At 65.7% G+C, this 22300-nt stretch carries 26 protein-coding genes and 1 tRNA gene; 10 read left to right on the plus strand and 17 right to left on the minus strand.

Annotation, left to right across the window (positions count from 1 at the left end):
- Nucleotides 1-382 precede the first annotated feature (382 nt).
- The 4 genes from HWY37_RS28700 (at nucleotide 383) to HWY37_RS28715 (ending at nucleotide 3633) form a co-directional block, all read left to right on the plus strand.
- Entirely contained in the window at nucleotides 383-745 is a 363-nt protein-coding gene (locus tag HWY37_RS28700) for a hypothetical protein (protein ID WP_246302428.1), read from the plus strand.
- 176 nt (nucleotides 746-921) lie between these two features.
- A complete protein-coding gene (locus HWY37_RS28705) occupies nucleotides 922-1878 on the plus strand; it encodes a glycosyltransferase family 9 protein (protein WP_176090356.1) in 957 nt (318 codons plus the stop codon).
- Nucleotides 1853-2971, plus strand: a complete 1119-nt coding sequence (locus HWY37_RS28710) for a glycosyltransferase family 4 protein (protein WP_176090357.1) — start codon at nucleotides 1853-1855, stop codon at nucleotides 2969-2971. The genes HWY37_RS28705 and HWY37_RS28710 overlap by 26 nt, the downstream gene beginning before the upstream one ends.
- 56 nt (nucleotides 2972-3027) lie before the next feature.
- Nucleotides 3028-3633, plus strand: a complete 606-nt coding sequence (locus HWY37_RS28715; protein ID WP_176090358.1) for a hypothetical protein — start codon at nucleotides 3028-3030, stop codon at nucleotides 3631-3633.
- 161 nt (nucleotides 3634-3794) lie between these two features.
- Here the strand turns inward: HWY37_RS28715 and HWY37_RS28720 are convergent, their stop codons facing one another.
- The 3 genes from HWY37_RS28720 to HWY37_RS28730 form a co-directional block, all read right to left on the minus strand.
- Nucleotides 3795-5498, minus strand: coding sequence for a glycosyl hydrolase family 28-related protein (locus tag HWY37_RS28720; RefSeq protein ID WP_175206094.1), 1704 nt, complete (start codon nucleotides 5496-5498; stop codon nucleotides 3795-3797).
- Nucleotides 5473-5886: a hypothetical protein gene (locus tag HWY37_RS28725; RefSeq protein WP_176090359.1), complete on the minus strand. Its 414-nt coding sequence runs from the start codon at nucleotides 5884-5886 to the stop codon at nucleotides 5473-5475. The genes HWY37_RS28720 and HWY37_RS28725 overlap by 26 nt, the downstream gene beginning before the upstream one ends.
- A gap of 63 nt (nucleotides 5887-5949) precedes the next feature.
- Complete coding sequence (locus HWY37_RS28730) at nucleotides 5950-6303, minus strand: hypothetical protein (RefSeq protein ID WP_176090360.1); 354 nt, start codon at nucleotides 6301-6303, stop codon at nucleotides 5950-5952.
- Nucleotides 6304-6520: 217 nt separating this feature from the next.
- Here HWY37_RS28730 and HWY37_RS28735 point away from each other — a divergent pair, with 217 nt between their 5' ends.
- Nucleotides 6521-7576, plus strand: a complete 1056-nt coding sequence (locus HWY37_RS28735; RefSeq protein ID WP_176090361.1) for a LexA family transcriptional regulator — start codon at nucleotides 6521-6523, stop codon at nucleotides 7574-7576.
- A 3-nt stretch (nucleotides 7577-7579) separates the two neighbouring features.
- Here the strand turns inward: HWY37_RS28735 and HWY37_RS28740 are convergent, their stop codons facing one another.
- The 7 genes from HWY37_RS28740 to HWY37_RS28770 all read right to left on the minus strand — a co-directional run bounded on the left by HWY37_RS28740 (nucleotide 7580) and on the right by HWY37_RS28770 (nucleotide 11468).
- The gene (locus HWY37_RS28740) at nucleotides 7580-7975 is read right to left on the minus strand and encodes a hypothetical protein (protein WP_175206090.1); all 396 of its coding nucleotides are present in this window, start codon (nucleotides 7973-7975) and stop codon (nucleotides 7580-7582) included.
- Between the two features lie 139 nt (nucleotides 7976-8114).
- Entirely contained in the window at nucleotides 8115-8873 is a 759-nt protein-coding gene (locus tag HWY37_RS28745; RefSeq protein WP_176090362.1) for a 2OG-Fe(II) oxygenase, read from the minus strand.
- Nucleotides 8870-9178 carry an Ada metal-binding domain-containing protein gene (locus HWY37_RS28750; RefSeq protein WP_176090363.1) on the minus strand — a complete coding sequence of 103 codons (309 nt, stop codon included), beginning with the start codon at nucleotides 9176-9178 and terminating at the stop codon, nucleotides 8870-8872. The genes HWY37_RS28745 and HWY37_RS28750 overlap by 4 nt, the downstream gene beginning before the upstream one ends.
- A 14-nt stretch (nucleotides 9179-9192) precedes the next feature.
- On the minus strand, nucleotides 9193-9897 hold the full coding sequence (locus HWY37_RS28755; RefSeq protein WP_176090364.1) for a 2OG-Fe(II) oxygenase: 705 nt from the start codon (nucleotides 9895-9897) through the stop codon (nucleotides 9193-9195).
- A gap of 76 nt (nucleotides 9898-9973) precedes the next feature.
- A complete protein-coding gene (locus tag HWY37_RS28760; RefSeq protein ID WP_176090365.1) occupies nucleotides 9974-10165 on the minus strand; it encodes a hypothetical protein in 192 nt (63 codons plus the stop codon).
- Between the two features lie 2 nt (nucleotides 10166-10167).
- Nucleotides 10168-10899, minus strand: a complete 732-nt coding sequence (locus HWY37_RS28765; protein WP_176090366.1) for a 2OG-Fe(II) oxygenase — start codon at nucleotides 10897-10899, stop codon at nucleotides 10168-10170.
- Nucleotides 10896-11468, minus strand: coding sequence for a methylated-DNA--[protein]-cysteine S-methyltransferase (locus HWY37_RS28770; RefSeq protein ID WP_175206084.1), 573 nt, complete (start codon nucleotides 11466-11468; stop codon nucleotides 10896-10898). The genes HWY37_RS28765 and HWY37_RS28770 overlap by 4 nt, the downstream gene beginning before the upstream one ends.
- A gap of 141 nt (nucleotides 11469-11609) precedes the next feature.
- Here HWY37_RS28770 and HWY37_RS28775 point away from each other — a divergent pair, with 141 nt between their 5' ends.
- The 5 genes from HWY37_RS28775 (at nucleotide 11610) to HWY37_RS28795 (ending at nucleotide 17103) form a co-directional block, all read left to right on the plus strand.
- A complete protein-coding gene (locus tag HWY37_RS28775) occupies nucleotides 11610-12131 on the plus strand; it encodes a DUF1697 domain-containing protein (protein ID WP_176090367.1) in 522 nt (173 codons plus the stop codon).
- Nucleotides 12132-12237: 106 nt separating this feature from the next.
- Nucleotides 12238-13038 (plus strand): phytanoyl-CoA dioxygenase family protein, encoded by an 801-nt coding sequence (locus HWY37_RS28780; RefSeq protein ID WP_175206082.1) that lies wholly within the window; start codon nucleotides 12238-12240, stop codon nucleotides 13036-13038.
- Nucleotides 13039-13322: 284 nt separating this feature from the next.
- The gene (locus HWY37_RS28785; protein WP_176090368.1) at nucleotides 13323-13796 is read left to right on the plus strand and encodes a (2Fe-2S)-binding protein; all 474 of its coding nucleotides are present in this window, start codon (nucleotides 13323-13325) and stop codon (nucleotides 13794-13796) included.
- Nucleotides 13793-16084 carry a xanthine dehydrogenase family protein molybdopterin-binding subunit gene (locus tag HWY37_RS28790; RefSeq protein ID WP_176090369.1) on the plus strand — a complete coding sequence of 764 codons (2292 nt, stop codon included), beginning with the start codon at nucleotides 13793-13795 and terminating at the stop codon, nucleotides 16082-16084. The genes HWY37_RS28785 and HWY37_RS28790 overlap by 4 nt, the downstream gene beginning before the upstream one ends.
- Before the next feature lie 2 nt (nucleotides 16085-16086).
- On the plus strand, nucleotides 16087-17103 hold the full coding sequence (locus HWY37_RS28795) for an XdhC family protein (protein ID WP_176090370.1): 1017 nt from the start codon (nucleotides 16087-16089) through the stop codon (nucleotides 17101-17103).
- 12 nt (nucleotides 17104-17115) lie between these two features.
- Here the strand turns inward: HWY37_RS28795 and HWY37_RS28800 are convergent.
- The 7 genes from HWY37_RS28800 to HWY37_RS28830 form a co-directional block, all read right to left on the minus strand.
- A tRNA-Arg gene (locus HWY37_RS28800) sits at nucleotides 17116-17192 on the minus strand.
- 97 nt (nucleotides 17193-17289) lie between these two features.
- Nucleotides 17290-17874, minus strand: a complete 585-nt coding sequence (locus HWY37_RS28805; RefSeq protein WP_175206078.1) for a helix-turn-helix domain-containing protein — start codon at nucleotides 17872-17874, stop codon at nucleotides 17290-17292.
- 12 nt (nucleotides 17875-17886) lie between these two features.
- The gene (locus HWY37_RS28810; protein ID WP_176090371.1) at nucleotides 17887-19179 is read right to left on the minus strand and encodes an NAD(P)/FAD-dependent oxidoreductase; all 1293 of its coding nucleotides are present in this window, start codon (nucleotides 19177-19179) and stop codon (nucleotides 17887-17889) included.
- Nucleotides 19180-19190: 11 nt separating this feature from the next.
- Nucleotides 19191-19880, minus strand: a complete 690-nt coding sequence (locus tag HWY37_RS28815; RefSeq protein ID WP_175206076.1) for an amino acid ABC transporter permease — start codon at nucleotides 19878-19880, stop codon at nucleotides 19191-19193.
- A gap of 2 nt (nucleotides 19881-19882) precedes the next feature.
- The gene (locus HWY37_RS28820) at nucleotides 19883-20575 is read right to left on the minus strand and encodes an amino acid ABC transporter permease (RefSeq protein ID WP_175206075.1); all 693 of its coding nucleotides are present in this window, start codon (nucleotides 20573-20575) and stop codon (nucleotides 19883-19885) included.
- A gap of 4 nt (nucleotides 20576-20579) precedes the next feature.
- The gene (locus HWY37_RS28825; RefSeq protein WP_175206074.1) at nucleotides 20580-21371 is read right to left on the minus strand and encodes an ABC transporter substrate-binding protein; all 792 of its coding nucleotides are present in this window, start codon (nucleotides 21369-21371) and stop codon (nucleotides 20580-20582) included.
- 136 nt (nucleotides 21372-21507) lie between these two features.
- Nucleotides 21508-22257 carry an amino acid ABC transporter ATP-binding protein gene (locus tag HWY37_RS28830; RefSeq protein ID WP_176090372.1) on the minus strand — a complete coding sequence of 250 codons (750 nt, stop codon included), beginning with the start codon at nucleotides 22255-22257 and terminating at the stop codon, nucleotides 21508-21510.
- Nucleotides 22258-22300: the final 43 nt, after the last annotated feature.

Genomic DNA, 22300 nt, shown 5'->3' on the forward strand with positions numbered 1-22300 from the left:
GTCTCTCCTGTGCGGGGACCATCCCCGCGTTGAACTTCGATGACGGCGGCATTGGCGCGCCATCATTCCTCGGCCGGAGGTTTCCGGATTCGAGCAGATGGCTACAGCAAGCGGCGTACCCGTGCGGCAGGGATGCGCGCGGGCGGGATCGAGTGAGTCCGCCCGTCGTGACAGCGCCGGCGGCTCCGCGCGCAGGCATGCCATGCCGTCGGTAGATTTTTCCGATGCGCCCGTTCCAGCGGCAGGCCGCAATCCGCGGCTCGGCAGGCTCCGGTCCGCGCGGGCCAGGTCCGACGCCGCCAAGCGCCGCGCCAGCCTGGAGATGGAGACAGGAATGGCGCTTGCGGGTCCGATCCCGCCACTCTCAAAAAGGAGCGCATCCATGAAGGCATCGATGAAGATCCGTACCCTCGCCCACGGCCTGGCCCTTGCGGCCGCCCTGACATCGGCCAGCGCGTTGGCGCAGTCCGCGGCCCCCACCTCTCCCTCCAATACGCCCAACGACAGCACGGCGGTTCCGCCCAACCGGCCCGTGCCGCCGGGACAGGTGCCGCCGGCGCCCAACGCGGCGCCCAACACGCCAAGCAATCCGCCCAACCTGGACCGTCGCGGCCACATGGACCCGGACAGGCACCCCAACGAAAAGCCGGGTCACCATCGTGAAGCCAATGACAACGTGCCGGGCACCCCTGGCGGGGGTTCCGCGCCGCCGCCGGGATACCCGAACACCGGTGGTTCCAAGTAGGCGGCGGCGCGACGGGCAACGGCTTGAAAGACAAGTTGTTTACTTGTGTGCAGTGCGACTGGCCGGTTCTTCACATTCCTTAAAGAACCCCGAAAAGTTTCGGCCTGCTCGGCCGATACATTGCGCGGCTGCGGTCCTCCAGACCGGAAAACAAAGCCGCCCAATCGAGGTCGTCCATGCCGGAAGTCGTTGTCTATGTCAGAAGCCAGCCGCAGCTGGGCGACCAGATCGTCGCCCTGCCCACGCTCTACCAGCTCAAGACCTGGTGGGCATCGAAGCGGATCCGGGTCGTCGCCCGCGACGACCTGGGCGGCTTCTATCGCTCGGTTCCCTGGGTCGACGAGTTCGTCCGCGCCGCCACCTTCGGCGACTACCTGCGCAGCCTGAAGAAAAACACCGGGGTCTGCGTGAGCCTGCATCACAGCAGCGAACGCTTCGGCCTGCTCAACCTGCTGCGCCTGCCGGCCATGCGCTTCGGCTTTCGCAATGCGCGGCTCAGCGACCTGGTCTGGACCCACTGCCACCGCAAGAATATTGGCGAATACATCGGCCTGGCCAACCTGCGCCTGCTGGCGTCGTACCGGCGCTTCGACGCCGAAGCCGCCGCCCGCCGCTGCTTCCAGACGCTGGCCCATCCGCACCGGCACGACGTCCTGGGCGCCGACGTGGTCCTGATTCCAGGCGGGGGCGCCGGCGCATTCAAGCGCTGGAGCCTGCTGAACTACCTGCGCCTGGCCGAGAGGCTCAAGCTGCTGCTGGGACCGGACACCCGTTTCCTGTTCGTGCTCGGCGCGCAGGAAGCGGCGGAACGCCAGAAGCTGGAAACCATGCGGCGTCCGGAGTTCTCCATTGCCTTCTGCCGCCCGCTGCGCGAGCTCAGCGCCATCATGCTGCGGGCGCGCCTGGTCGTGTCCAACGATTGCGGCCCCTCGCATATCGCGCAAGGGGCCTGCGTGCCCTACGTCGGCATCTTCAACGAAGCCAATCCCGAATGGTTCTGGGACCGGCCCTACTCGGCCGCCGTCGTGCCCGAACATCCGCGGGACGGCATCAACTCCATCACGCCCGATGACGTGCTGGGCGCCTGCCGCAAAGTCCTGGAGCATCATGCGCATCCTGCATACGCTGGCTGAGCGCAGCCTGGGCGGCCTGGAGTTCCGCGTTCTCGAACAATCAGGCTGGCTGCATGGCCATGGATACGAAGTCGCCATCGCCGCGCCCGCCGACAGTGAAATCAGCCGCGTGGCCCGGCAGCGTGGCCTGCGCACCGTGGATCTCGACTTCAGCCGCGCCTATTCGCCATCGACGATCCTGAAGCTGCGCCGCGCCGTCAAGGCGCTGCGCATCGACGTCATCGACAGCCACAGCCGGGCGGACGGCAAGACCGCCGCGCTCTGCCGCGACCTGTGCGCGGTCGTCAGGACGCGCCACTTCGCCAAGTCCATGCGCAGCTCGCCGCGCCGCCGGCTGGAATGGAAGCTCGGCTGCGACCACGTCATCGCCACCAGCCACATGGGCAAGCAGGAAATCCTGGCCGCGGGCCTGGCGGCCGACAATCGGATCAGCGTGGTCGGCGAATGGGCCGCGGACGAATTCTTCCTGCGCGAAGAGGACCCGCATGCGCGCCTGCGCACCCGCCAAGCGCTGGGAATCGACGCCCCCGAGGACGCCTGCGTCATCGCCACCATAGGCATGTTGCGCCCCGAGAAAGGCCAGGCCGACCTGCTGCGCGTGGTGCAGCGCCTGCGCGGCCTGGGCCTGCCGGCGACCGCGCTGGTGGTCGGCAGGCCGACGGCCAGCACGCAATCCTATGGCCAGGCGCTGCACCAGCTGGCCGCGGACCTGGGCATCGTCCGGCACACCATCTTTGCCGGACACCGCAACAATGTGTCGGAGACGATCCGCGCCGCCGACGTGATCCTGGTGCCGTCCGCCACCGAGGCCTGGTCCCGCATCGTGCCCGAAGCCTACGCCGCGGGCCGCCCGGTCGTCGCCAGCGAAGTCGGCGGACTGCCTGAAATCGTCGCCCCCGGCCTGACGGGCTGGCTGGCGCCGCCGGGCGACATCGCGGGCTTTGCGGATCGCATCATGCAGATACGCAGCCAGCCCGAACGTGCCGGGATCCTGGTCGCGAACGCCAGGGCCTACGCGGAAACCAACTTCCGGCTGGCCGGCAAGATGTTCAGCACTTTGGAAGCATACAAACGGACACTAGCCGGCGGCTGAGCGGCGGGGAGGAAGCGGTATCATGGTGCCCCGATTTATCTACCCGATTCAGTACCGTGACCAAGCTCGTCCTCCTGCTCGCCCTGGCCCTTGCCTTGGCGGGCTGCTCCAAGCAGGAAGAAACACCCTGGGCCCGGCTTCAAGCCGCGACACCGCAATTGCAGCTGGCCGCCAACACGCCGGACGCGGCGGTCAAATCCTGGTGGCAGGTCCGCGACGCGCACGACCGCTACACCGTCACCGCCTGCAAGGAAATGGCCGAGCTGTACCGCCCCTTCAGCAGCGCGGAAGACACCCTGACCACGCCGGACCTTCAGGCCAAGCAGAACGGCAGCGAAAAGTGCAGCCTTGAAACCTACGAGCGCAGCATCGTCAACGTCGACGTCCAGTCCGACACGCGCGCCTTCGTCGTCGCCCAGATCCGCAACTCCACGCCCTCCACGCCCGGCTTCCCGGTGGACGCCGACGAGCGCGAGCGCAAGGACAGGGGCGTACGCATGCAATACCTGCTGGAACGCGCCGACAAGACCCAGGACTGGAAAATCGCCCAGGTCTATGGCCGCAACCGGTACTGCGAAGTGGCCCCGGTCAATGGCTGGTGCCCGGTGTACAACCGCAAGGCGGGGTCGGCGAATAGTTATGTTTATGAGTTCGGGCAGTAGGTAGGGGCTATACACCCGGGCCTGGCGCGCCCCAAGAGCGGTGCATTCAAGGCAAGATCAGACATGCTTGGTTCCTTCATGTATTGTTGATTACCGGTTTGATTTCTCTGACCTCTGGCGCTTGCGGCCTGCCTTGCTGCAAGGCAGGCCAAGTCAGCGCATCAAGCGTTGCTGGAAATGACCGACGTCGTCAGGAAGCTGATTCCCGCCAATGAGACCTGCGTGACCAATCCCACGGGATCGATCTTTACGTTCCCCTGAGTGTCGATATGCACCGCGCAGGTGCCCGGCAAGCCGTTGACCAGCGCATAGGCAATCGCCGTCTGGCTGAGCAAGGGGCGAAAGCCGGGAGGCAGCTGGCAGATCTGCGTGGTTGCGCTAACGCCCGTGGGATGAACCACAAAGCCCGCCAGCTGGATTTCTCCCGTGGTTCCCTTGCAGAACGAAGCGTTGGCATTTCCCCCTCCCGCATTCACGAAACCATTCTGCGGATACAGCGCCAGCGTGACGCCGGACGTTCCGGGTCCTGCCGAAGCGATCGGCGTGGAGAACATGGTCGAGATCTGGTTGGCGCCGAGACGGGTTTCAAGCGCATCGGAAGTGACGGCGATGCCGACGGCGACCGTCTTGCCGGAAATCATGCGGTTCTTTTCGACGTGGGCTCCCACCACATTGCCGATCCGGATGGCGCTCGCCGCCGTGCTCGTGCCGAAGACGCCGAAGAAATTACCGCTTACGATGGCGCCGCCGATCTGCCGGACGTCGCCCGCGAGATCTATCATGGCCCCGTTACCCGACCCGCTACCCTTGCTTTGCTCATAGTTGTTCCCGACGATGCTCGGCATGTGGCCGGCGTGCATGAGCAACAGGCCGCCGTCGCAGTTGCCTGCATTGCGGGCAATGTGCAGGCCGCCAGCCACGCCGCCGCCTGCGTGCACCGCGGTGAACTGCACGCCCGGGCGGAACGAGCCTTCGGTGGTCAGGATCGCGTTGTCGACGATGCGGATGTTGTCGCCCGCGTCCGTGAACAGCAGCCCATCCCAGATCGAGCAGCCTTCGATCACCGAGTTCGAGGGACAACCCTGCGCATTCACGGCCCCGTCGTTGACCCAGTCTATGGAGTAGTAATTGCCCGGCATCAGATGCAGGCCGCGCAAGTGCACACATCCTGCATTTGTGGTCTGGGTCGTGTCGAACTTGATGGCGGACCTTCCGCGCACGGTGCCCGACCAGCCCGGATAGATCATGAAATCACGCATGTACAGAAAATCCAGCGGCACATTCGCCGCCGGCTTCACCAGCATGATTTGCGACGTATTGGGCATCGTCGCCGCCGGCACGATCACCGAGTTCTGCTTGCCCGCGCCATAGACCGACACGCCCGGATTGAGAATGGCATAGCCCAGGCCCGCAGGGTCGTCGACCTTGAACGTGCCGCCTCCCAGATTGAGGGGAAGCTTGGCCGCGAATGCCGCCTGCAGCGCCGCGTTGATCGCGGCCGTATCGTCGATCTGTCCCTTGCCGTCCGCGCCGAAGTCGTACACGCTGATGAAATCCTGGAGCTTTTTCTCGACAGGACGCGCAACGGCGCCCATGCCCCGCTGCAGGAACCCGACCATGGAAGAACCCGACGAACTCTCCAGTTCCTGGCGCAGCGTCGGATCGTCCGCGGCCAGATCTGCTTGCGCGCCTTGCGATTGCTGTTGAATGCCAATTTCGGTTGTCATTTGAATGCCCATAAAAAACCCCGCCAGGGCGGGGTTGGTAGAAATGAAAAAAGCCCCGGCAAATGCCGAGGCTTCGTTTATCGTGAACGTGCGCCGTCCACTTGGTTTCATCTTAGTGAGCCGGTACAGCGTATGCAAGACCTTGTGCGGCAACCTGCATCACGTCTTGCCGACGCAACATCGGCAGCAGACGGGACTGCGCTTCCCGATATCTGCGCTGCTGTTCTTCCGGACTGCAGCGAGGATTGCGGAACACCCGCTGCGGCGCATCCTTGTTGCGCAGGCTGATCCCGACGGCTGCGCGCAGATCCAGCGGCAACGCGTTCAAGCACGCATCGACCTGCTCCGCCACATGGCGATTCAGGCGAGCGGCGGTCTCGTCGTCATCTCCGTAGCCGTCCTGGTCCGACACATCACGAAATCCGGGAGCGACGCGGCTATATCCCAGATGCTCCCGATAAGCCTTGGCCCAGCGGTGCCAGGTCATGAGCAATTCTTCGAGTTCCTCGCTTTCCGCTTCAGTCATGTGATCCTCGCTATGGGGCAGTGCTCGTTCCAGTGCTGCAATTTTGCAACCCGAAGGCTCCGTTCATGCTACGTCCGGCTTGTAGAGGACGTTGCTGCTCATGGACATCAGGCGAGGCAGCCCGCGCACCCTCGCCGCGGCCATGCGCATGCGCTCGTCGAACACGTACGGCCTGCCGGTGGCAAAAGCCAGGCGGCTCGGGACCGCGTCCGACGGTTTCAGCCCCACCCATATGCGGATCAGGGCCATCGCGTCCTTCGCGTGCAGGTCGGGCTCGGCCACCCGTATCGCATCCGCGATCCGGGTGGCGCAGCGGTTGTGCTTCGTAAGCGTGATGCCGTGCTCGTTGCGCAAGCGCGCGATCGCGGCATTGCGCATATGTTTGTTTGAATCTTCGACGCTTCTGGTGAATGCCATGACCTGCGCTCCATTGCCGGTTTTGAAAGTCGTTGCGCGTCCCCTCGATGCGAAGGTCTACGCAATGCTGCCCATCGCATTCGCGATCGGGCCGTTGAGGCCTGGCCGGTCACTCGCAATCCGCGTATGCCTCGTTTCCAGGCTACGCACCATTTAATCGCAATTGCGATCAACATTCAAGTACCATTGCGATTGGTCGGTGTATCACAATTGCGATATGAGCCCTCTTAAAGACCGTCTTGCACAGGCAAGAACTGAATCAGGCCTGTCCCAGGCCCAACTGGCAAAAGCCGTAGGCGCGGGGCAATCCACGATCGCCAGCATTGAAAGCGGCCGGAACAAGGGATCGTCCTTGTTCCTGGACTTGGCGCGCGCGCTCAACGTGAACGTCGAATGGCTGATGGATGGCAGCGGACCAAAACGAGGAGCCGGAGATGGCGAGCCGGCGAAGAAACGCCCCCGTTCCGCCGACTGGCCTTTCTCCTCCATCCCCGAGGACGAAGTGCGCGCGCTGGGCATCACCCAGCTAAGCGCCCTGGAGGGCGCGATCGCTCTCGCGATTGCTCAACTGAAGCTGGGGATCAATGTCTCCAGCCCTGTGGCGGGCTCTCAGGCAGGCTCCGCGCGAAGCCCGTTAACAAGCTTGGACGCTGCGGACGATCCCTTCCCTATGCGTATCGACGGCTTGGCGGCCGAGCCATGGAACGGCGGCAAGACGACATCCCAGGCCGAGCGTGAAAACCGGATCCGCATTAGCACGCAGACCGGCGTGATCGCCAATGTCGGCCTGGGCGAAACGCTAGCGGCCAACGACGGGTTCCAAAAAGTCCCGGAGCTTGCCGACGTGCGTCTGGCCGCCGGCGATGGCATCGAAAACTACAACGAGGATCAGACCGGAATGGTGCAGTTCCGCCGGTCGTTTCTGAAATCCGTCGGCGCGGACAATGGCAACGCATGCGTGGTGTACGCCAAGGGCGACAGCATGGAGCCCGTCATTCGCGACGGCGCGGCCCTGCTCGTGGTGCCCAATGAAAGCCTCACGCTGCGCGACGTGGCGGCGGGCGGCGTCTACGCCATCAACTACGACGGCAAGATGATCGTGAAGACCGTGACCCGGGACCGTCTGACCAAGCGCTGGGTCGCCCGCTCGTTCAACCCTGCCTACCAGGACATACCGTTGGAAAGCGGCACGCCGGTACGCGTGCTGGGTCAGGTCGTGTGGTCTGGCGCCCGCCTGAAGGGCGACGAAGGCGAGCAGTGGGTGCGTTCCTGAGCGCTACCTGCACTCGCCCTTGGCGGTCGCGTCGACCACCGTTCCCGAGGCATCGGCGTAGAACACGTAGATGCAGGTGTAGTACCCGCTCTGGTTCCCTGTTCCCGTCTTCTGGTTCAGCACGGTGCTATTCGGGGTCGAGCCGTGCCCCTGTTCGTAGTACGTGTAGGTGTAGTCGTTGCTGTAGTTCTCGTACTCTTTCCACACGTACTTCTTCTTGGCCGCATCTCCGGATACCGATTCCGGTTGGCCGAAGCGCTTGATCACCTTGGCTATCGGTTCGCCGATCCATGACATCGCGTCGCTTCGCGCCTTGCTGTCGTAGGCCTCCATGGCGCAGCCGGCCAGGCTGATGGAAAGAATCGCCGCGGCGCTGGCTTTCAGGACTTTTCCTGGCATTTCGTCTTATCTCCATTTGCGCGACGATGCCGCGCGTTTCCGGGGAACATCTCGGTTTTTCACGCAGCGTCCAGGGAGATGTTTGGGATGGCCGGAAATTATATATATGGCGAAATTCAGGAACAAGTCAGACGCTGCGCTATGCCGCGTCGTGGAAGATGATGCCCAGCGTGTGCCGCTGCCCATGGCTTAGCCGGCTGACGCCATGGCGCAAGTTTGCGCGGTAATAGCCGCGCGCCGAGCGGACCGGGCGGTGGTTCACCGCCAGCACCACGGCGTCACCCTGGCTCAGGTGCACCACGTCCGCCCGGCCCGGCCCCTTGGGATTGCTCTCGGCCAGCAGCAGTTCGCCGCCCTGGAAATCACGCCCGGGTTCGTTCAGCAGGAAGATGGCCTGGAACGGGAAGACGTGATCGCCGTATAGATCCTGGTGCAGGCAGCAGTAATCGCCGGCCTGGTAGCGCAGCAACAGCGGCGTGGGCCGCCGCTGGCCGGCGGCATGGCAGATGTCCCGGAACTCGTCATGGCTGGCCGGAAAGCGCTCATCGAGCTTCATCGCCGCATGCCAGCGGTTGGCGATGGGCGCCAGCCGGGGATACAGGGCCTGGCGCAGGCGGCCGACCATATCGGGCAATGGATAGCTGAAATACTTGTATACGCCGCGGCCGAAGGCGTAGCGCTCCATGACGATGCGGCTGCGAAAGCGCGACTCGTCGGCGAAGCCGCCGGCTATTTGCTCGCACTGGGCCGGCGTCAGCAGCGCGGGCAGCACGGCAAAGCCGTCGCGCCCGAGCCCGTCCTCGACCGCGCCCCAATCCACTGCCGCGATGCGGCTCTCGGGCTGGCCGCCATGCGTAAGAGGTTCCGCTTGCGCGGCGTGGAAGCATCGTGAATTCATGGGCAGGGCCTCTTGCGGTTGCCGCCGGTCTCGCGGACCGGCTGGCCTTGTTTCCAAAGCGCGTATTCCCGGGGCAGGCAGACGGCGCACGGCCGGTAGCCGGCGGCGACGGCCGTGGCCTCGTCGGCAAAGAATACGCGGTGTCTTGCATAGCCGCCGCGGGCCAGCGCCTGCAACGCGGCCCGGCAGTCGAGGCGGCCATAGCGCTTACCGCCGCGGTGGCCTCCGAAAGCGCCTGGCACGGAGCTCGCATAGGGTCTGCCGTCCCCTCCCAGCAGGAGGTAGGTCATGGCTGGCTCCGGCATGGTTGCGTTCCGCGTCATGGCGCATTGTGGAACGACAGCTCCAGCCCGATGCGTTCGCCCTGGCGCACGCGGCTGATCGCATGTTTGAGATTGACGCGGTAGTAGCCCTTGGCGCCCTTGAATGGACGCTCCGCCGTGGCGATGACCGCGACATCTCCCAGCTGCAGCGGCGCCACCATGGGACGCGACTGCATGCGCGGCCGCTGCTCGGTCATGACGAACTCGCCGCCATGGAAATCGACGCCCGGCGCGGAGAGCACGGCAACGACCTGCAAGGGGAACACCTGCGCGCCCTCGTTGCTCTGATGCAGCAACACATGGTCCTCCACGTCCAGCCGGCTAAGGTGGGAAAGCGCGCGCGTGTGGCCGGCGATCCGGTTGGCATCCAGGAAATCCTGCAACTCCGGCGGATAGCGGAATTCCTGGCCCATTAACGCCTGCCAGCGATTGGCGCAGGCGGCCAGGCGGCGGTAGAGCGCGGCGCGCCACTGCTCCAGCGGCTCGGGCAGGCCTGCGTCGAAGTAGAACGATTCGCCGCGCCCCAGGCCGCCGGACTCCAGCGTGACGCGCCTTCCGGCCGACGGCGCGATCCCTCGCGCCAGGTCCTTCGCCATCTCGACGCCCATCAACCCAGGCAACACGGCGTACCCCTCGGCGTCCAGCTCGGATTCAATGCCCGCCCAATCCAGGCCGTCGAGAACGGTGTCGAATGAAATCATGAAACAGGTACTCCTCAATCTTTGGTTCGCGGCGTCACGGTTCGCGCCCGGGCGCGCGCAGTGAACAGTCCGCGGGCTACTTCAACCGCGTCACGCCATCGCAAGCGAACAGATACTTCTCTCCGCTACCCATGTGCAATTCCCGGCCGCCGTCGGCGTTGATGCGCCATTGCGCAATGCCTGCATCCACCAGCGACTGGCAATGCGCTTCGATCTCGCGGCGCGCTTCGGAAACCTGGTCCGTCAGATCCGCACGGTCCGTCAGCACCGCTACCTCGCGTCATGGAAGATGAGGCCCAGGGTATGACGATGGCCGCTGCGAATGCGGCTGACGCCATGCCGCATGGCGACACGGTGGACGCCGCGCGAGCCTGCCACGGGCCGCTGGTTGACGGTGAAGACCAAGGCATCGCCCTGCCTCAGCGGCACCACCTCCGCGCGCTGGCCGCGGGGCGAAAGCTCGGTCATCACGAACTCGCCGCCGGTGTAGTCCTCGCCGGGCCGGGATAGCAGAATGGCGACCTGCAGCGGAAACACGTGGTCTCCATAGAGATCCTGGTGCAGGCAGTTGTAGTCGCCCTCCCCGTACTGCAGGATCAGCGGCGTCGGCCGCGTCTGGCCTGCCTGATGGCAGCGCTGCAGGAATTCGTCCAGCTCGTCCGGATACCGCGCGTCCAGTCCCAGGCTGCGATTCCAGCGATTGGCGATCGGCGCCAGCCGGCGGTAGAGCGCAATGCGCAGCTGGTCGAGCAGCGGCGGCAAGGGGTATGCGAAATACTTGTACTCGCCGCGCCCGAATCCATGGCGAGCCATGACGATCCGCGTGCGATAACCTTCGTCCCCGGCGTAGCGCGCGGCCAGCGCCTTGCATAGACGGGCACTCAGCAGGCCGGGCAGCACGGCATTGCCGTGCGCATCCAGCATGCGGCCCACCTGCGCCCAATCGTAGCCCTCGCAGGCATCCGCCTGCGCGGCAACGCCCGGGCCCGCCACGCGTTTCATGCCGCGGGCTCCGCGCCCGCCTCGCCGGCCAGCAGGGCGCGCTTGCGCTCGACGCCCCAGCGATAGCCGGAGATCGAGCCGTCGCGGCGCACCACGCGGTGGCAGGGTATGGCAATGGCAAGCACGTTGGCGGCGCAGGCGCCGGCCACCGCGCGGACGGCCTCGGGCACGCCCAGATCGCGCGCCACGTCGCCATAGCTGCGCGTCTTGCCCGCAGGTATGCCGCAAAGCGCGTGCCAGACCTTCTGCTCGAAAGCGGTCCCGCCGATATCGAGATTGATCACGCCTTCGGCCGTGTCCTTGTCGATGAATCCGACCACCTGGTTGAGCTCACGCGCCAGCAATGCCTGATCCGCGCGCGTCTCCGCGTCCGGGAATTCGGCGATCAGCTGATCCCGCAGCGCGGGCTCGTCTTCGCCCAGGAAGATCGCGCAGACGCCGCGCTGGCTGCGGGCCACCAGCACCTTGCCCAGCACCGTCTGGCCGATGGCGTAGCGGACAGGGCCTTCCACCTGGCTGCCCGGCGCGCGGAAGTCGTATTTGAACGTGGCAGTGGAAAGGGTCTTCATGGAAATCTCCTGGCGATTGATTGACAAGGCCAGTGTAGGAATTCACCGTCTTCCTGAAACTCCGCTCCTTGCTCCGGATTGCCAGGCCGCCGGCTGGCCGCAAGGCACGCGTCACGTAGAATGGCGCAACAAGGAGACCAGATGACCTCATATGTTGCCCTATTGCGCGCCGTGAATGTCGGTGGAACGGGCAAGTTGCCGATGTCCGACCTGAAGGCGATGTGCGCGGCTGAAGGTTTCGGCAATATTCAGACCTATATCGCCAGCGGCAATGTCGTCTTCTCGGCCGAAGGGTCCGAGGTTGAAGTCAAGGCGGCGTTGGAACGGCGTCTGCTGGCCTATGCCGAAAAGCCGGTGGGCGTCATCGTGCGCAGCGCGAAAGAGATGGCCGCAGTGCTCAAGGCCAATCCATTCCCCGATGCCCCTCCCAACTGGACCGTCGCCATCTTTCTGGATGCTCCGCCCCCCGCCGGCACGCTGGAGGCGATAAAGGGCAGGCAGGATGAGGAGGTCCGCCTGGGCAAGCGGGAAATCTATGTCGCTTACGGCTCGGGCATGGGCCGGTCGAAACTCAGGATCCCGGCCGGGGCTGACGGAACGGCCCGCAACATCAACACCATAGCCAAGCTAGCTGAACTCGCAGCCACGCCTGGCGGCAAATGACGGCATCCTTCCCGCCGATCTGAAAGGCTGAAGGCGGTTCCGGCGCCTGCCCGCCAATCGGACCAAAACAGCCGCACCCGGCGCGCAGGCCGAACGGAGCATTGCAATGCCCAGAATCGAGCGTATCGGCCTGACTCACAGCCAGGTCCAGAGTTTCATAGACGATGGTTTCGTCAAGATCGAGAGCGCTTTCAGCGCCGATCTTGCACGGCGATGCAGGGACGAATTGTGGGCCGATATCGGGTTGTCCCCGGACCAGCCTGAAAAGTGGACTCAACCCGTCATCCGCGTGGGATTCAAGTTCTCGCCCGCCTTCGTCGAAGCCGCCAACACGCCCCAACTGCACGATGCGTACGATCAGCTCGCCGGCGAAGGCCGCTGGCTTGCTCCCAATGGCCTCGGAACGTTTCCGATCCGCTTTCCTTCCCACGAATCCCCTGGCGACGATGGTTGGCACGTGGACGCAAGCTTTGGCACGGACAACCCGGATTTCATGGAGTGGCGGGCCAACGTGAAAAGCAGCGGACGCGCGTTGCTGATGCTGTTCCTGTTTTCGGACGTGGGCCCCGACGACGCGCCGACGCGGATACGCAAAGGCTCGCATGCCGTCATTGCGCGGGAACTGCTGCCGCATGGCGCAACGGGCGCGACGCTGCGGCAGCTCTCCGCCGGCGGCTACGCTTCGACCGAGGATTGCGAAGTGGAACTGGCGACCGGCGCGGCAGGCACGGTTTATCTGTGCCACCCGTTCCTGGTCCATGCCGCGCAACCGCACCGGGGCCAACGGCCGCGCTTCATGGCGCAACCGCCGCTCCTGCCCAAGGGCGAGTTTGATCCGGCCCGGCCCCCCTCCGCGGTGCAGGTCGCCATACGGCAAGCTTGCGGGCTGTCGTTCCCACGGGCTTGAGGACCGCCCGAGTTCTTGCAGGCGGCCCCGGCTTCAACGCACCGCCACCCTCATCTTTCCGATCCCGCTGAACACGAGGCCAGGCCGCGCGCAGGAGCTGTATCAGCTGTTGAAGCAGCGGTTGCAGTAGCAGATCCTTCCGGGAGCGCCCATGATTCCGTTTGGAACAATTAGGCAGAAATTTTGAATTTTTAGGCAGAAATTCCGATATAAAAAGATGCTTCACTCTAGGTTCAGGCAAGCCCCCCCCCGCCTGCCAGGTCCGCCCTCCAAGGATTCCTCCTATGACCCAACTTCAAATCAATGGCCAGGCGAAGGATATCGACGTCCCCGGCGAAACGCCCTTGCTCTGGACGCTGCGGGATGAGCTCGGCATGACTGGCACCAAGTTCGGATGCGGCATGGCATTGTGCGGCGCCTGTACCGTGCACATGGACGGCGCGCCGATCCGCTCCTGTCTCACCCCCCTCTCGGCCGTGGCTGGCCACAACATCACGACCATCGAAGGGATAGAGGCGGATGCGGTCGGCCGGGCGGTGCAGCAAGCCTGGATAGAGCAGAACGTTGCCCAATGCGGCTACTGCCAGGCGGGCCAGATCATGACCGCGGTCAGCCTGCTCAAGGCCACGGCGCAGCCGACGGATCAAGACATCGAGGACGCCATGAGCGGCAATATCTGCCGTTGCGGCACCTACCCCCGCATCCGCGCAGCCATACAGCAGGCTGCCAAGCTGCTGGCCCAGGGAGGCAAGCAATGACGCACACCGCTCAACTTTCCCGGCGCGGCTTTCTGCAGGGCGCCCTGGGCGCGCTGACCCTGGCAGTCACGTCCAAGGGCTTGGTCACGACCGCCTGGGCCGCCGAGAGCGGCGCCCAGAAGTACGGCGCCGACAGCATGCCCGGCGGCACCGTCGACGACCCGCTGGTTTTCGTCAGTATCGCGGCGGACGGCACGGTCACCATCGTCGCGCACCGGGCCGAAATGGGCACCGGCGTGCGCACCAGCCTGCCCATGGTGGTGGCCGACGAGATGGAAGCGCGCTGGGACCGCGTAAAGATCGTGCAGGCGCAGGCCGATGAAGCGCGCTATGGCAACCAGAACGTGGATGGCTCGCGCAGCGTGCGCCACTTCCTGATGCCCATGCGGCGCGTCGGCGCCGCCGCCCGCCAGATGCTGGAAGCCGCGGCGGCGGCGCGCTGGTCCGTTCCCGTGGCCGAGGTCAAGGCGGTTCAGCACGAGGTGCTGCATCAACCCACCGGACGCCGCCTGGCCTATGGCGAGCTGGCGGCCGACGCGGCCAAACAGCCGGTTCCCGCGGGCGATGCGCTCAAGCTCAAGGATCGGGCCGAGTTCCGCTATATCGGGAAGGACCAGGTGCGCCTGGTGGACCTGGAGGCCATCGGCAAGGGCCAGGCCAGCTACGGCATGGACATGCATCTGCCCGGCATGGTCTATGCCGTGGTGGCGCGCCCCCCGGTCGTCGGCGGCAAGCTGCGCCGCTTCGACAGCGCCAAGGCGCTGGCCGTGCCCGGCGTGCTGAAGGTGGTGGAGATTCCGCCGATGCAAGGGGCGCCCGCGTTCCAGCCCCTGGGCGGCGTCGCGGTCGTCGCGCGCAATACCTGGGCGGCCCGCCAAGGCCGCGACGCGCTGGAGATCGAATGGGACGACGGCCCCAACGGCAGCTACGACTCCAACACCTACCGCCAGACGCTGGAGTCGGCGGCGCGCAAACCCGGCAAGGCGATGCGCAACCAGGGCGATGCCGCGCAAGCCTGGGCCAAGGCGCCCGAAGCCGAGCGCGTGACGGCGGAGTACTACGTTCCCCATCTGGCGCATGCCTCGATGGAACCGCCGGCGGCCACCGTCCTGATCAAGGATGGCCGCGCCGAGGTCTGGACCTCGGTCCAGAACCCCATCGCGGCGCGCGACGCCGTCTCCGCCCGCCTGAAACTGGAACCCGCCAAGGTCACGGTCAACGTCTTGCTGCTGGGAGGAGGCTTCGGCCGCAAGTCCAAGCCCGACTTCGTGGACGAAGCCGCCATCGTCGCCCGCGCCATGCCCGAAGGCACGCCGGTCAAGCTGGTGTGGACGCGCGAGGACGACATTCACCATGACTATCTGCATACCGTGTCGGTGGAACGCCTGGAGGCCGTTCTGGACAAGAACGGCCAGGTCCAGTCCTGGCTGCACCGCAGCGCCGCCCCCACGATTGCCTCCCTCTTCTCGGAAGGCGCCAAGGGCCAGCAGCTGTTCGAATCGGCCATGTCCGCCATCAACATGCCGTACCGCATTCCCAACGTCCGGGTGGAAACGGCCGAAGTGGAAGCCCATGCCCGCATCGGCTGGTTCCGCTCGGTAGCCAACATTCCGCATGCCTACGCGGCCCAGTGCTTCATTGCCGAACTGGCCCATCGCGCAGGCAAGGATCCCAAGGATTTCGCGCTGGACCTCATCGGCCCGGCACGCCGGATCGACCCGGGCACGATGGCCGACACCTGGAATTACTCGGAATCCCCCGAGCGCTACCCCTACGACACGGGCCGTCTGCGCGGCGTGATCGAAGCGGCCTGCAAAGGCGCGGAATGGGGCAGAACCCTGCCGCAGGGCCATGGTCTGGGGCTGGCATTCTGCTACAGCTTCATGAGCTACACCGCCACCGTGGTCGAGGTAGCCGTGGATGCAAAGGGCCAGGTGCGCGTGGTGGCCGTGGACATGGCGATGGACTGCGGCCCGCAGATCAACCCCGAACGCATCCGCGCACAGATGGAAGGCGGGGCCATCATGGGCCTGGGCCTCGCCATGGTCAGCGAGATCAGCTTCGAAAAGGGCCGCGTCAAGCAAAGCAACTTCCACGACTATGAGGTGCTGCGCCACAACGCCTCGCCGCGCGTGATTCGCACTCATCTGGTCAACGACGACCACGCCCTGCCGCCAGGCGGCGTGGGCGAGCCGCCGGTGCCGCCCGTGGCGCCCGCGCTGTGCAACGCCATCTTCGCCGCCACCGGCAAGCGGGTTCGCAGCCTGCCCGTGCGCAGCGGAGCCTAGGCGTGGAGACGGTCGACGTCCGGGTGTTGCGCGAGGCCCGCGCCTGGCTGGCGGAGGGGCACAGGCTGCTGCTGGCCACGGTGGTCAAGACCTGGGGCTCTTCCCCGCGCCCTGTCGGCGCCATGATGGCGTTGCGCGAAGACGGACGTTGCGTCGGCTCCGTTTCCGGCGGCTGCATCGAAGATGACCTGATACACCGGCATACCCGCGCCTACGGCAGAGGCGCCATTGCCCAAGGCGCGCCTGAACTGGTGCGCTACGGGATCGACGCCGACGAAGCGCACCGGTTCGGACTGCCTTGCGGCGGCACGCTGGAGTTGCTGCTGGAGTTCCAACCGGACTACGAAACACTGGACGCCCTGGTGCGCCGACTCGAATCCGGCCAGTTGGTCCAGCGCATCGTCCACGTAGCCACCGGAGCGGTGACATTGGCGCCGGCCTCGACGCCCGCGGCGGTGCAATTCGACGGCGTGACGCTCTGCTCCACCCTGGGACCGCAGTACCGGATGCTGCTCATCGGCGCAGGCTCGTTGGCGGAGTACCTGGCCACCATGGCCCTGTTCAACGACTTTGCCGTGACGGTCTGCGATCCGCGCGGGGAACACGTGGGCAGCTGGTCCGTGCCCGGGGTGCACATCACCCGGGAAATGCCCGATGACGCCGTGATGGCCCTGGCCCCCGACACGCGCACCTGCATCGTCGCCTTGAGCCACGATCCCAAGCTGGACGATCTTGCGCTATTGGAAGCGCTGCATAGTCCTGCCTTCTACGTGGGCGCCATAGGCTCGCGCCGCAATACGGACATCCGCAGGCAACGGTTCATCGAGCATTTCGGCGCAACCGCCTCGTCCCTGGAACGGCTGCATGCGCCAGTCGGCATCCACATCGGCAGCAGGACGCCCGCGGAAATCGCGGTGAGCATCATGGCGGAGATTCTTGCCGTCAAGAACGGGGTTGCGGCGCCTGCCGCGCTGCCCGTCGGACAAGGGAAAGGCTGCCTGGCGGCAGCCGGTTCCTGACATAGGGGAGCCTGGCGCGGCAGGAGGGGCTCGAACCCCCGACCTCAGGCTTAGAAGGCCCGTGCTCTATCCAGCTGAGCTACTGCCGCGCGGTGTGGTGGTATTCCCGGAGAGGATCCGGGCGCCGCATTTTACCCTGTTGCGGCCGGCTTGGGCGGCTGCCCCGGGATTTCAGCCCGGCGCGGCCTATTCCTCGCCTATGTCCGCATGGGTGGACACCCACAGCACCAGGGCGTCGTCCTGGCTCAGGCTGATCACGCGATGGCCCATGCGGCTGTCTATGTAGAAGCTTTCCCCGGCCTTAAGGCGGGCGGGTTCGTAGAACTCGGTGTAGAGCTCGACCTCGCCTTCCAGCACGTAGACGAATTCCTCGCCGCGATGGCGACTCCAGTCCTGGAATTCATCGAAGGAGCGCGCCTTGACGCGGGTGTGAAACGGCATCATGCGCTTGTGCGACAGCGCGGTGCAGAGCAGGCGGTGGTCGTAGTACGGAGTTTCGTACTGGCGCCCTTCCCCCTGGCGGCTGAGGCTGCGGCGACCGGTGCCCATGTGGGCGTCGGACGCGGTGAACAGTTCGGCCACGTCCAGTTCCAGGCCCGCCGCGATCTTGATCAGGTTGTCATAGGTGGGCGACAGCAGGCTGTTTTCGATCTTGGACAACGTGGACGCGGACACGCCGGTGGCCGCGGCCGCCTGCTTCAAGGTCCACGCCCGCGCCTGGCGCAAGGCTCGCAGCCGTTGTGCCAATACGCTCTGTTTGTTGCCTTCCATCTATGCACCCTGTCATGCGCGCGACCGCAGCTCCCGCCACCAGTCGCGCGCCTGGTAAGACCAATAAGTTAGTTGCACCGCCGCCGTGCCGAAGCCGCCGCCGTTCCACGCCAGTCCGAACGGCGCGAACAGCTTGTAGCGCTGGGTGTCGCCCGTGATGCCTTCGGCGACAACCCGGCCGCCGATGGACGTGGTGTTCATGCCATGCCCGCCGAACGCCGTGCAGTACCAGACGTCCGGAGCCAGTTGCCCGATCTGCGGCATCAGGTGCCGCGCGTAGGCCATGCGCCCCGACCACGCGGTTTCCACGCGCAGCCCCTGCAACTGCGGATACACGGTCAGCAGTTCGCGGCGCAGCGACTCGGCCAGGTCGGGCGGGTCCTCGACACGGGTGGTGATTCTACTGCCCCAGCTGATGCGGCCGCCATCGACCACCCGGTAATAGTTGCCGGCGCGCCGATCGTCGCCGATGGCGGCATGGGTGCGGATGGCCTCCTGTACCCGGTCGCCCAAGGGCTCGGTCAGCATGATGTAGGTGGCGATGGGCAGCATCGCCCGCCGCAGCGCCGGCACCACGCCTTCGGTGTAGCCGCCGGTGGCCAGCACCACCGTGCGGGCGTCGACTTGGCCGCGGTCGGTCTGCAGGCGCTTGACCGCGCCTTCCAGCCCTACCTGCGTCACGGGCGAGTCCTCGTGGATGCGCACGCCCAGCCGCGCGCACTCGCGCGCCAGCGCGCGGGCGTAGTTCAGGGGATGGAAGTGGAACGACGCAGGGTCATCGACGCCCTGGAAGTAGGCGTCGGACAGCAGGCGTTCGCGGACCTGGCTGCGGCTCAGCACGCGCACGTCGCGGCCGAAGTCGCGCTGCTGGCTGTCGCACCACTGCTGCAGGGCCTCGGTCGCTTCGTAGCGCGTCACGCGCAGGCGGCCGTCCACCTTGTGGGCGTCGGCGATGGCCAGGTCGCGGATGTTGTTGCGGATGATCTCCACGCCTTCCATCGACAGCCGGTAGAGCTTGCGGTAGTGGTCTTCGTCGACGTGCTTCCTGATGGCGTCGGCGCCGGCCGAGAACGCCGGCGAAACGGAGCCGCCGTTGCGCCCTGACGCCCCCCAGGCGACGCGCCGGCCTTCCAGCAAGGTCACGTCGCGGCCGCGGCGGGCCAGCTCCAGCGCGGCCGACAGGCCCGCCAGCCCAGCCCCGATCACGCAGACATCGGTGCTGGCGGCTTCAGTCAGCGGCTCGTAGCGGGTAGCGGCGTCGGCCAGCGTGCGCTTGTAATAGGTGTCGATGTACTCGGAAGCCATGGTGGTCGGCGTCAGTTCAGGCTTGCGCCCTGCAGGCCGCCCGTCAGCCGTTTCTCCAGCCAGTTGGCCAGGCGCAACAGCGGGTAGCAGTAGATGAAATAGATGGCGGCGATCATGCCGTAGATGAACAGCGACTTGGCCGGGAAGGTGATGATGAAGACCTCGCCCTGCCGCGTCAGCTCGGTGATGCCCACCACCGACAGGATGGCGGTGCTCTTGATCAGCATGACGTAGACGCCGCTCATGGGCTGGACGATCAGCCGCATGGCCTGCGGCAGGATGACCAGCCGCAGGATCTGGAAGGGTCTGAGGCCCAGCGTCATCGCGCCTTCGGTCTGGCCGCGCGGCACGGCCTGGATCGCGCCCATGACGATCTCCGCCACGTAGCAGGACGTGTAGACCGACAGCGAGACGAAGGCGGCCGTGCCCGAATCCCAATGCAGCATTTCTATGCCGGTACTGGGCAGCACGAAATAGAAGATGTAGAGCTGCACCAGGAACGGCGTGCCGCGCAGGATGTGGATGTACAGGCCCAGCAGCTGATGCACGCCGCGGATGCGGTAGCTGCGGATCACCCCGATGACAAAGCCCAGCAGGGATCCGGCGATGATGGCCACGAAGGAGATCTTCAGGGTCTCCCAGAAGCCCTTCAGCAGGAAGGGCAGCACCACGCCGGCGGTGGAAAGATAGGAATCCAGCATGCTTACCTCGCGTTCCAGGCGGGACCCGCCAGCCAGATGCTCACGCCGCGCGACAACAGCAGCATGCAGGCATAGATCAACAGATAGCCGGCCGCGATGGTCAGGAAGCTCTCGTTGGGCACGATGCGGTCGCTGTTCATCTGCACGCCGGCCGCGACCAGTTCGAACACCGTGATCAGCGACAACAGCGAGGTGTCCTTGATCAGCACGGCGGTCTGGCCCAGGAGCGGCGGCAGGGTATTGGCAAAGGCCTGCGGCAGCACCACGTAGCGCAGGCGCTGGCGGTAGTTCATGCCGCAGGCCTTGGCGCCTTCGATCTGGCCGCGCGGCACGGACTCGATGCCGACGCGGATGATTTCGCTCATGTAGGCCGCGTGGTGCAGCGTCATGGCCATGATCCCCAGCAACATCTCGCTCCAGCCCTTGGCGCCGGGCACCAGCATGGGCACCGCGTAATAGACCAGGTAGATCTGCACCAGCAAGGGGGTGGAACGGATGAATTGCACATAGGCCGCCACCGGCCGCCAGACGGCGGCGCGGGGCGACATATGGGCAAGCGCCAACGGGATGCCGGCCAGCACCGACAGCACCAGGCTTGCGCCCGCCGCGATCAGGGTGTTGGCCAGGCCGGTGGCGAACTGGCCCGTGTACTGGCTGACGATGCGCCAGTTATAGAAATCGAGCAGCCAGTCCATGGGGTCAGTGGTCTTTCTTCCAGTCGGTGGAGTACCAGTACTTCACCTGTTCGGGCAGCGTGTTGTCGGCCGTCTTCAGCGTCTGCCAGTTATCCAGCCAGAACTTCAGGCGGAAGGCGTTGGGAGCGACGGCGAAGGCCAGGGGCTCGCGCACCATGATGCCGTCCAGCACGCGCAGATTGCCGAAGTCGACCAGGAACTGGTTGGCCGTGGACAGCGACATGATGCCGGCGTCCAGGCGGCCGCTGGACAGGGCCTGCCCCACCGGCGCGCTGCCGCCGGAGAACTCCTTCATGGTGGCCTTGGGCAGCATCTTCTTGCCCACTTCCGCATAAGTGCTGGCGCCCAGCACGCCCACGGTCACGCCGTCCTTGTTGAGTTCCTCGTACGATTTGTACGGGGAATCCTTGGGCACCACGGCCACGGTGTCGGCATAGAACATCGGCGTGGAGAACAGCACCTGGGCCGCGCGCTGCGGAGTCGGCGTCATGTCGGCGGCCACCATGTCGGCCTTGCCGGACAAGAGCGCCGGGATCAGGCCCTTCCACTCGTAGTCCTGCAGCACCAGCTTCACGCCCAGGTCGTCGGCCATGCGCTTGGCCACTTCCACGGCCAGGCCGGTGCGCTTGCCGCTCTTGTCCATAAAGCTCATCAGCGGCCCGGAGGTCTGCACCGCGACGCGCAGTTCGCCGCGCTTGAGGATGTCGCCCAGCTCGTCCGCCTGCGCGGGCAGGGCCACGGAGGCGGCCGCCAGGGCGATGCCGGCGACGCCCAGCCATTGTTTGATTTTCAGCATTTCCTACCCCTTGTGGTGAATGGACTCATGTCATTCCGGGCAAAGCACAGTGCGCCGGCAGCGCCCGGATCAGCCGGACCGGCCCTGGTTACCGCCGGGCGCCGCGCAAGCGCGAAACGCCCCTTGCTTCCTGCTGCTACAGAATCTTCTCCAGGAAGGCGCGGGTCCGCGCCTCCCTGGGATGGCCGAACACTTCGTCCGGCGTGCCCATTTCCACGATGCGGCCCGCGTCCATGAACAGCGCGCGGTCGCCCACGTCGCGGGCGAAGCCCATTTCATGGGTCACCACGGCCATGGTCATGCCGTCGCGCGCCAGCGCGCGCATCAGTTCCAGGATGCCTCCCACGGTTTCGGGGTCTAGCGCCGAGGTGGCCTCGTCGAACAGCATCAGCTTGGGGTCCATGGCCAGCGCGCGCGCGATCGCCACGCGCTGCTGCTGGCCGCCGGACAGCTGGCTGGGATAGCGCGCGCCGTAGTCGGCCATGCCGACCCGGCCCAGCAGTTCGCGGGCGTAGCGCTCGGCCTCGGCGCGGGGACGCCCGCGCACCACGCGCTGGGGTAGCGCGACGTTGTCCAGCGCGGTACGGTGTTGGAACAGGTTGAAGTGCTGGAACACCATGCCGACCTCGGTGCGCCAGCGGTTGACGTCCGTGGCCGGGTCGGTGAGCGACACGCCGTCCACGCGGATGGCGCCGCTGTCGATGCTTTCCAGCCCGTTGAGGGTGCGCAGCAAGGTGCTCTTGCCGGAACCGGAAGGTCCGACCACCACCATGACCTCGCCGCGGTTGAGCTGGCAGTCGATGCCGTCCAACGCCAGATGCGGGGCCTGCCCGTCGCGTTGATAGGTCTTGGTGACTGCCTGGACAACCAGCAAAGGTTCCGCCACGGATCCACCTTGAAAGGAGTGCTGCCTTGGTTAAAAAGGTTTC

The organism is Achromobacter anxifer (assembly GCF_903652925.1).
Lineage (GTDB): Bacteria > Pseudomonadota > Gammaproteobacteria > Burkholderiales > Burkholderiaceae_B > Achromobacter > Achromobacter anxifer.

What these genes read in the sequence shown, in the direction of transcription:
- HWY37_RS28700 (WP_246302428.1), top strand. Translation starts at nt 383, where the DNA reads ATGAAGGCATCGATGAAGATCCGTACCCTCGCCCACGGCCTGGCCCTT.
- HWY37_RS28705 (WP_176090356.1), top strand. Translation starts at nt 922, where the DNA reads ATGCCGGAAGTCGTTGTCTATGTCAGAAGCCAGCCGCAGCTGGGCGAC.
- HWY37_RS28710 (WP_176090357.1), top strand. Translation starts at nt 1,853, where the DNA reads ATGCGCATCCTGCATACGCTGGCTGAGCGCAGCCTGGGCGGCCTGGAG.
- HWY37_RS28725 (WP_176090359.1), bottom strand. Translation starts at nt 5,886, where the DNA reads ATGACTGAAGCGGAAAGCGAGGAACTCGAAGAATTGCTCATGACCTGG.
- HWY37_RS28730 (WP_176090360.1), bottom strand. Translation starts at nt 6,303, where the DNA reads ATGGCATTCACCAGAAGCGTCGAAGATTCAAACAAACATATGCGCAAT.
- HWY37_RS28735 (WP_176090361.1), top strand. Translation starts at nt 6,521, where the DNA reads ATGAGCCCTCTTAAAGACCGTCTTGCACAGGCAAGAACTGAATCAGGC.
- HWY37_RS28740 (WP_175206090.1), bottom strand. Translation starts at nt 7,975, where the DNA reads ATGCCAGGAAAAGTCCTGAAAGCCAGCGCCGCGGCGATTCTTTCCATC.
- HWY37_RS28745 (WP_176090362.1), bottom strand. Translation starts at nt 8,873, where the DNA reads ATGAATTCACGATGCTTCCACGCCGCGCAAGCGGAACCTCTTACGCAT.
- HWY37_RS28750 (WP_176090363.1), bottom strand. Translation starts at nt 9,178, where the DNA reads ATGCCGGAGCCAGCCATGACCTACCTCCTGCTGGGAGGGGACGGCAGA.
- HWY37_RS28755 (WP_176090364.1), bottom strand. Translation starts at nt 9,897, where the DNA reads ATGATTTCATTCGACACCGTTCTCGACGGCCTGGATTGGGCGGGCATT.
- HWY37_RS28765 (WP_176090366.1), bottom strand. Translation starts at nt 10,899, where the DNA reads ATGAAACGCGTGGCGGGCCCGGGCGTTGCCGCGCAGGCGGATGCCTGC.
- HWY37_RS28770 (WP_175206084.1), bottom strand. Translation starts at nt 11,468, where the DNA reads ATGAAGACCCTTTCCACTGCCACGTTCAAATACGACTTCCGCGCGCCG.
- HWY37_RS28775 (WP_176090367.1), top strand. Translation starts at nt 11,610, where the DNA reads ATGACCTCATATGTTGCCCTATTGCGCGCCGTGAATGTCGGTGGAACG.
- HWY37_RS28780 (WP_175206082.1), top strand. Translation starts at nt 12,238, where the DNA reads ATGCCCAGAATCGAGCGTATCGGCCTGACTCACAGCCAGGTCCAGAGT.
- HWY37_RS28785 (WP_176090368.1), top strand. Translation starts at nt 13,323, where the DNA reads ATGACCCAACTTCAAATCAATGGCCAGGCGAAGGATATCGACGTCCCC.
- HWY37_RS28790 (WP_176090369.1), top strand. Translation starts at nt 13,793, where the DNA reads ATGACGCACACCGCTCAACTTTCCCGGCGCGGCTTTCTGCAGGGCGCC.
- HWY37_RS28805 (WP_175206078.1), bottom strand. Translation starts at nt 17,874, where the DNA reads ATGGAAGGCAACAAACAGAGCGTATTGGCACAACGGCTGCGAGCCTTG.
- HWY37_RS28810 (WP_176090371.1), bottom strand. Translation starts at nt 19,179, where the DNA reads ATGGCTTCCGAGTACATCGACACCTATTACAAGCGCACGCTGGCCGAC.
- HWY37_RS28815 (WP_175206076.1), bottom strand. Translation starts at nt 19,880, where the DNA reads ATGCTGGATTCCTATCTTTCCACCGCCGGCGTGGTGCTGCCCTTCCTG.
- HWY37_RS28820 (WP_175206075.1), bottom strand. Translation starts at nt 20,575, where the DNA reads ATGGACTGGCTGCTCGATTTCTATAACTGGCGCATCGTCAGCCAGTAC.
- HWY37_RS28825 (WP_175206074.1), bottom strand. Translation starts at nt 21,371, where the DNA reads ATGCTGAAAATCAAACAATGGCTGGGCGTCGCCGGCATCGCCCTGGCG.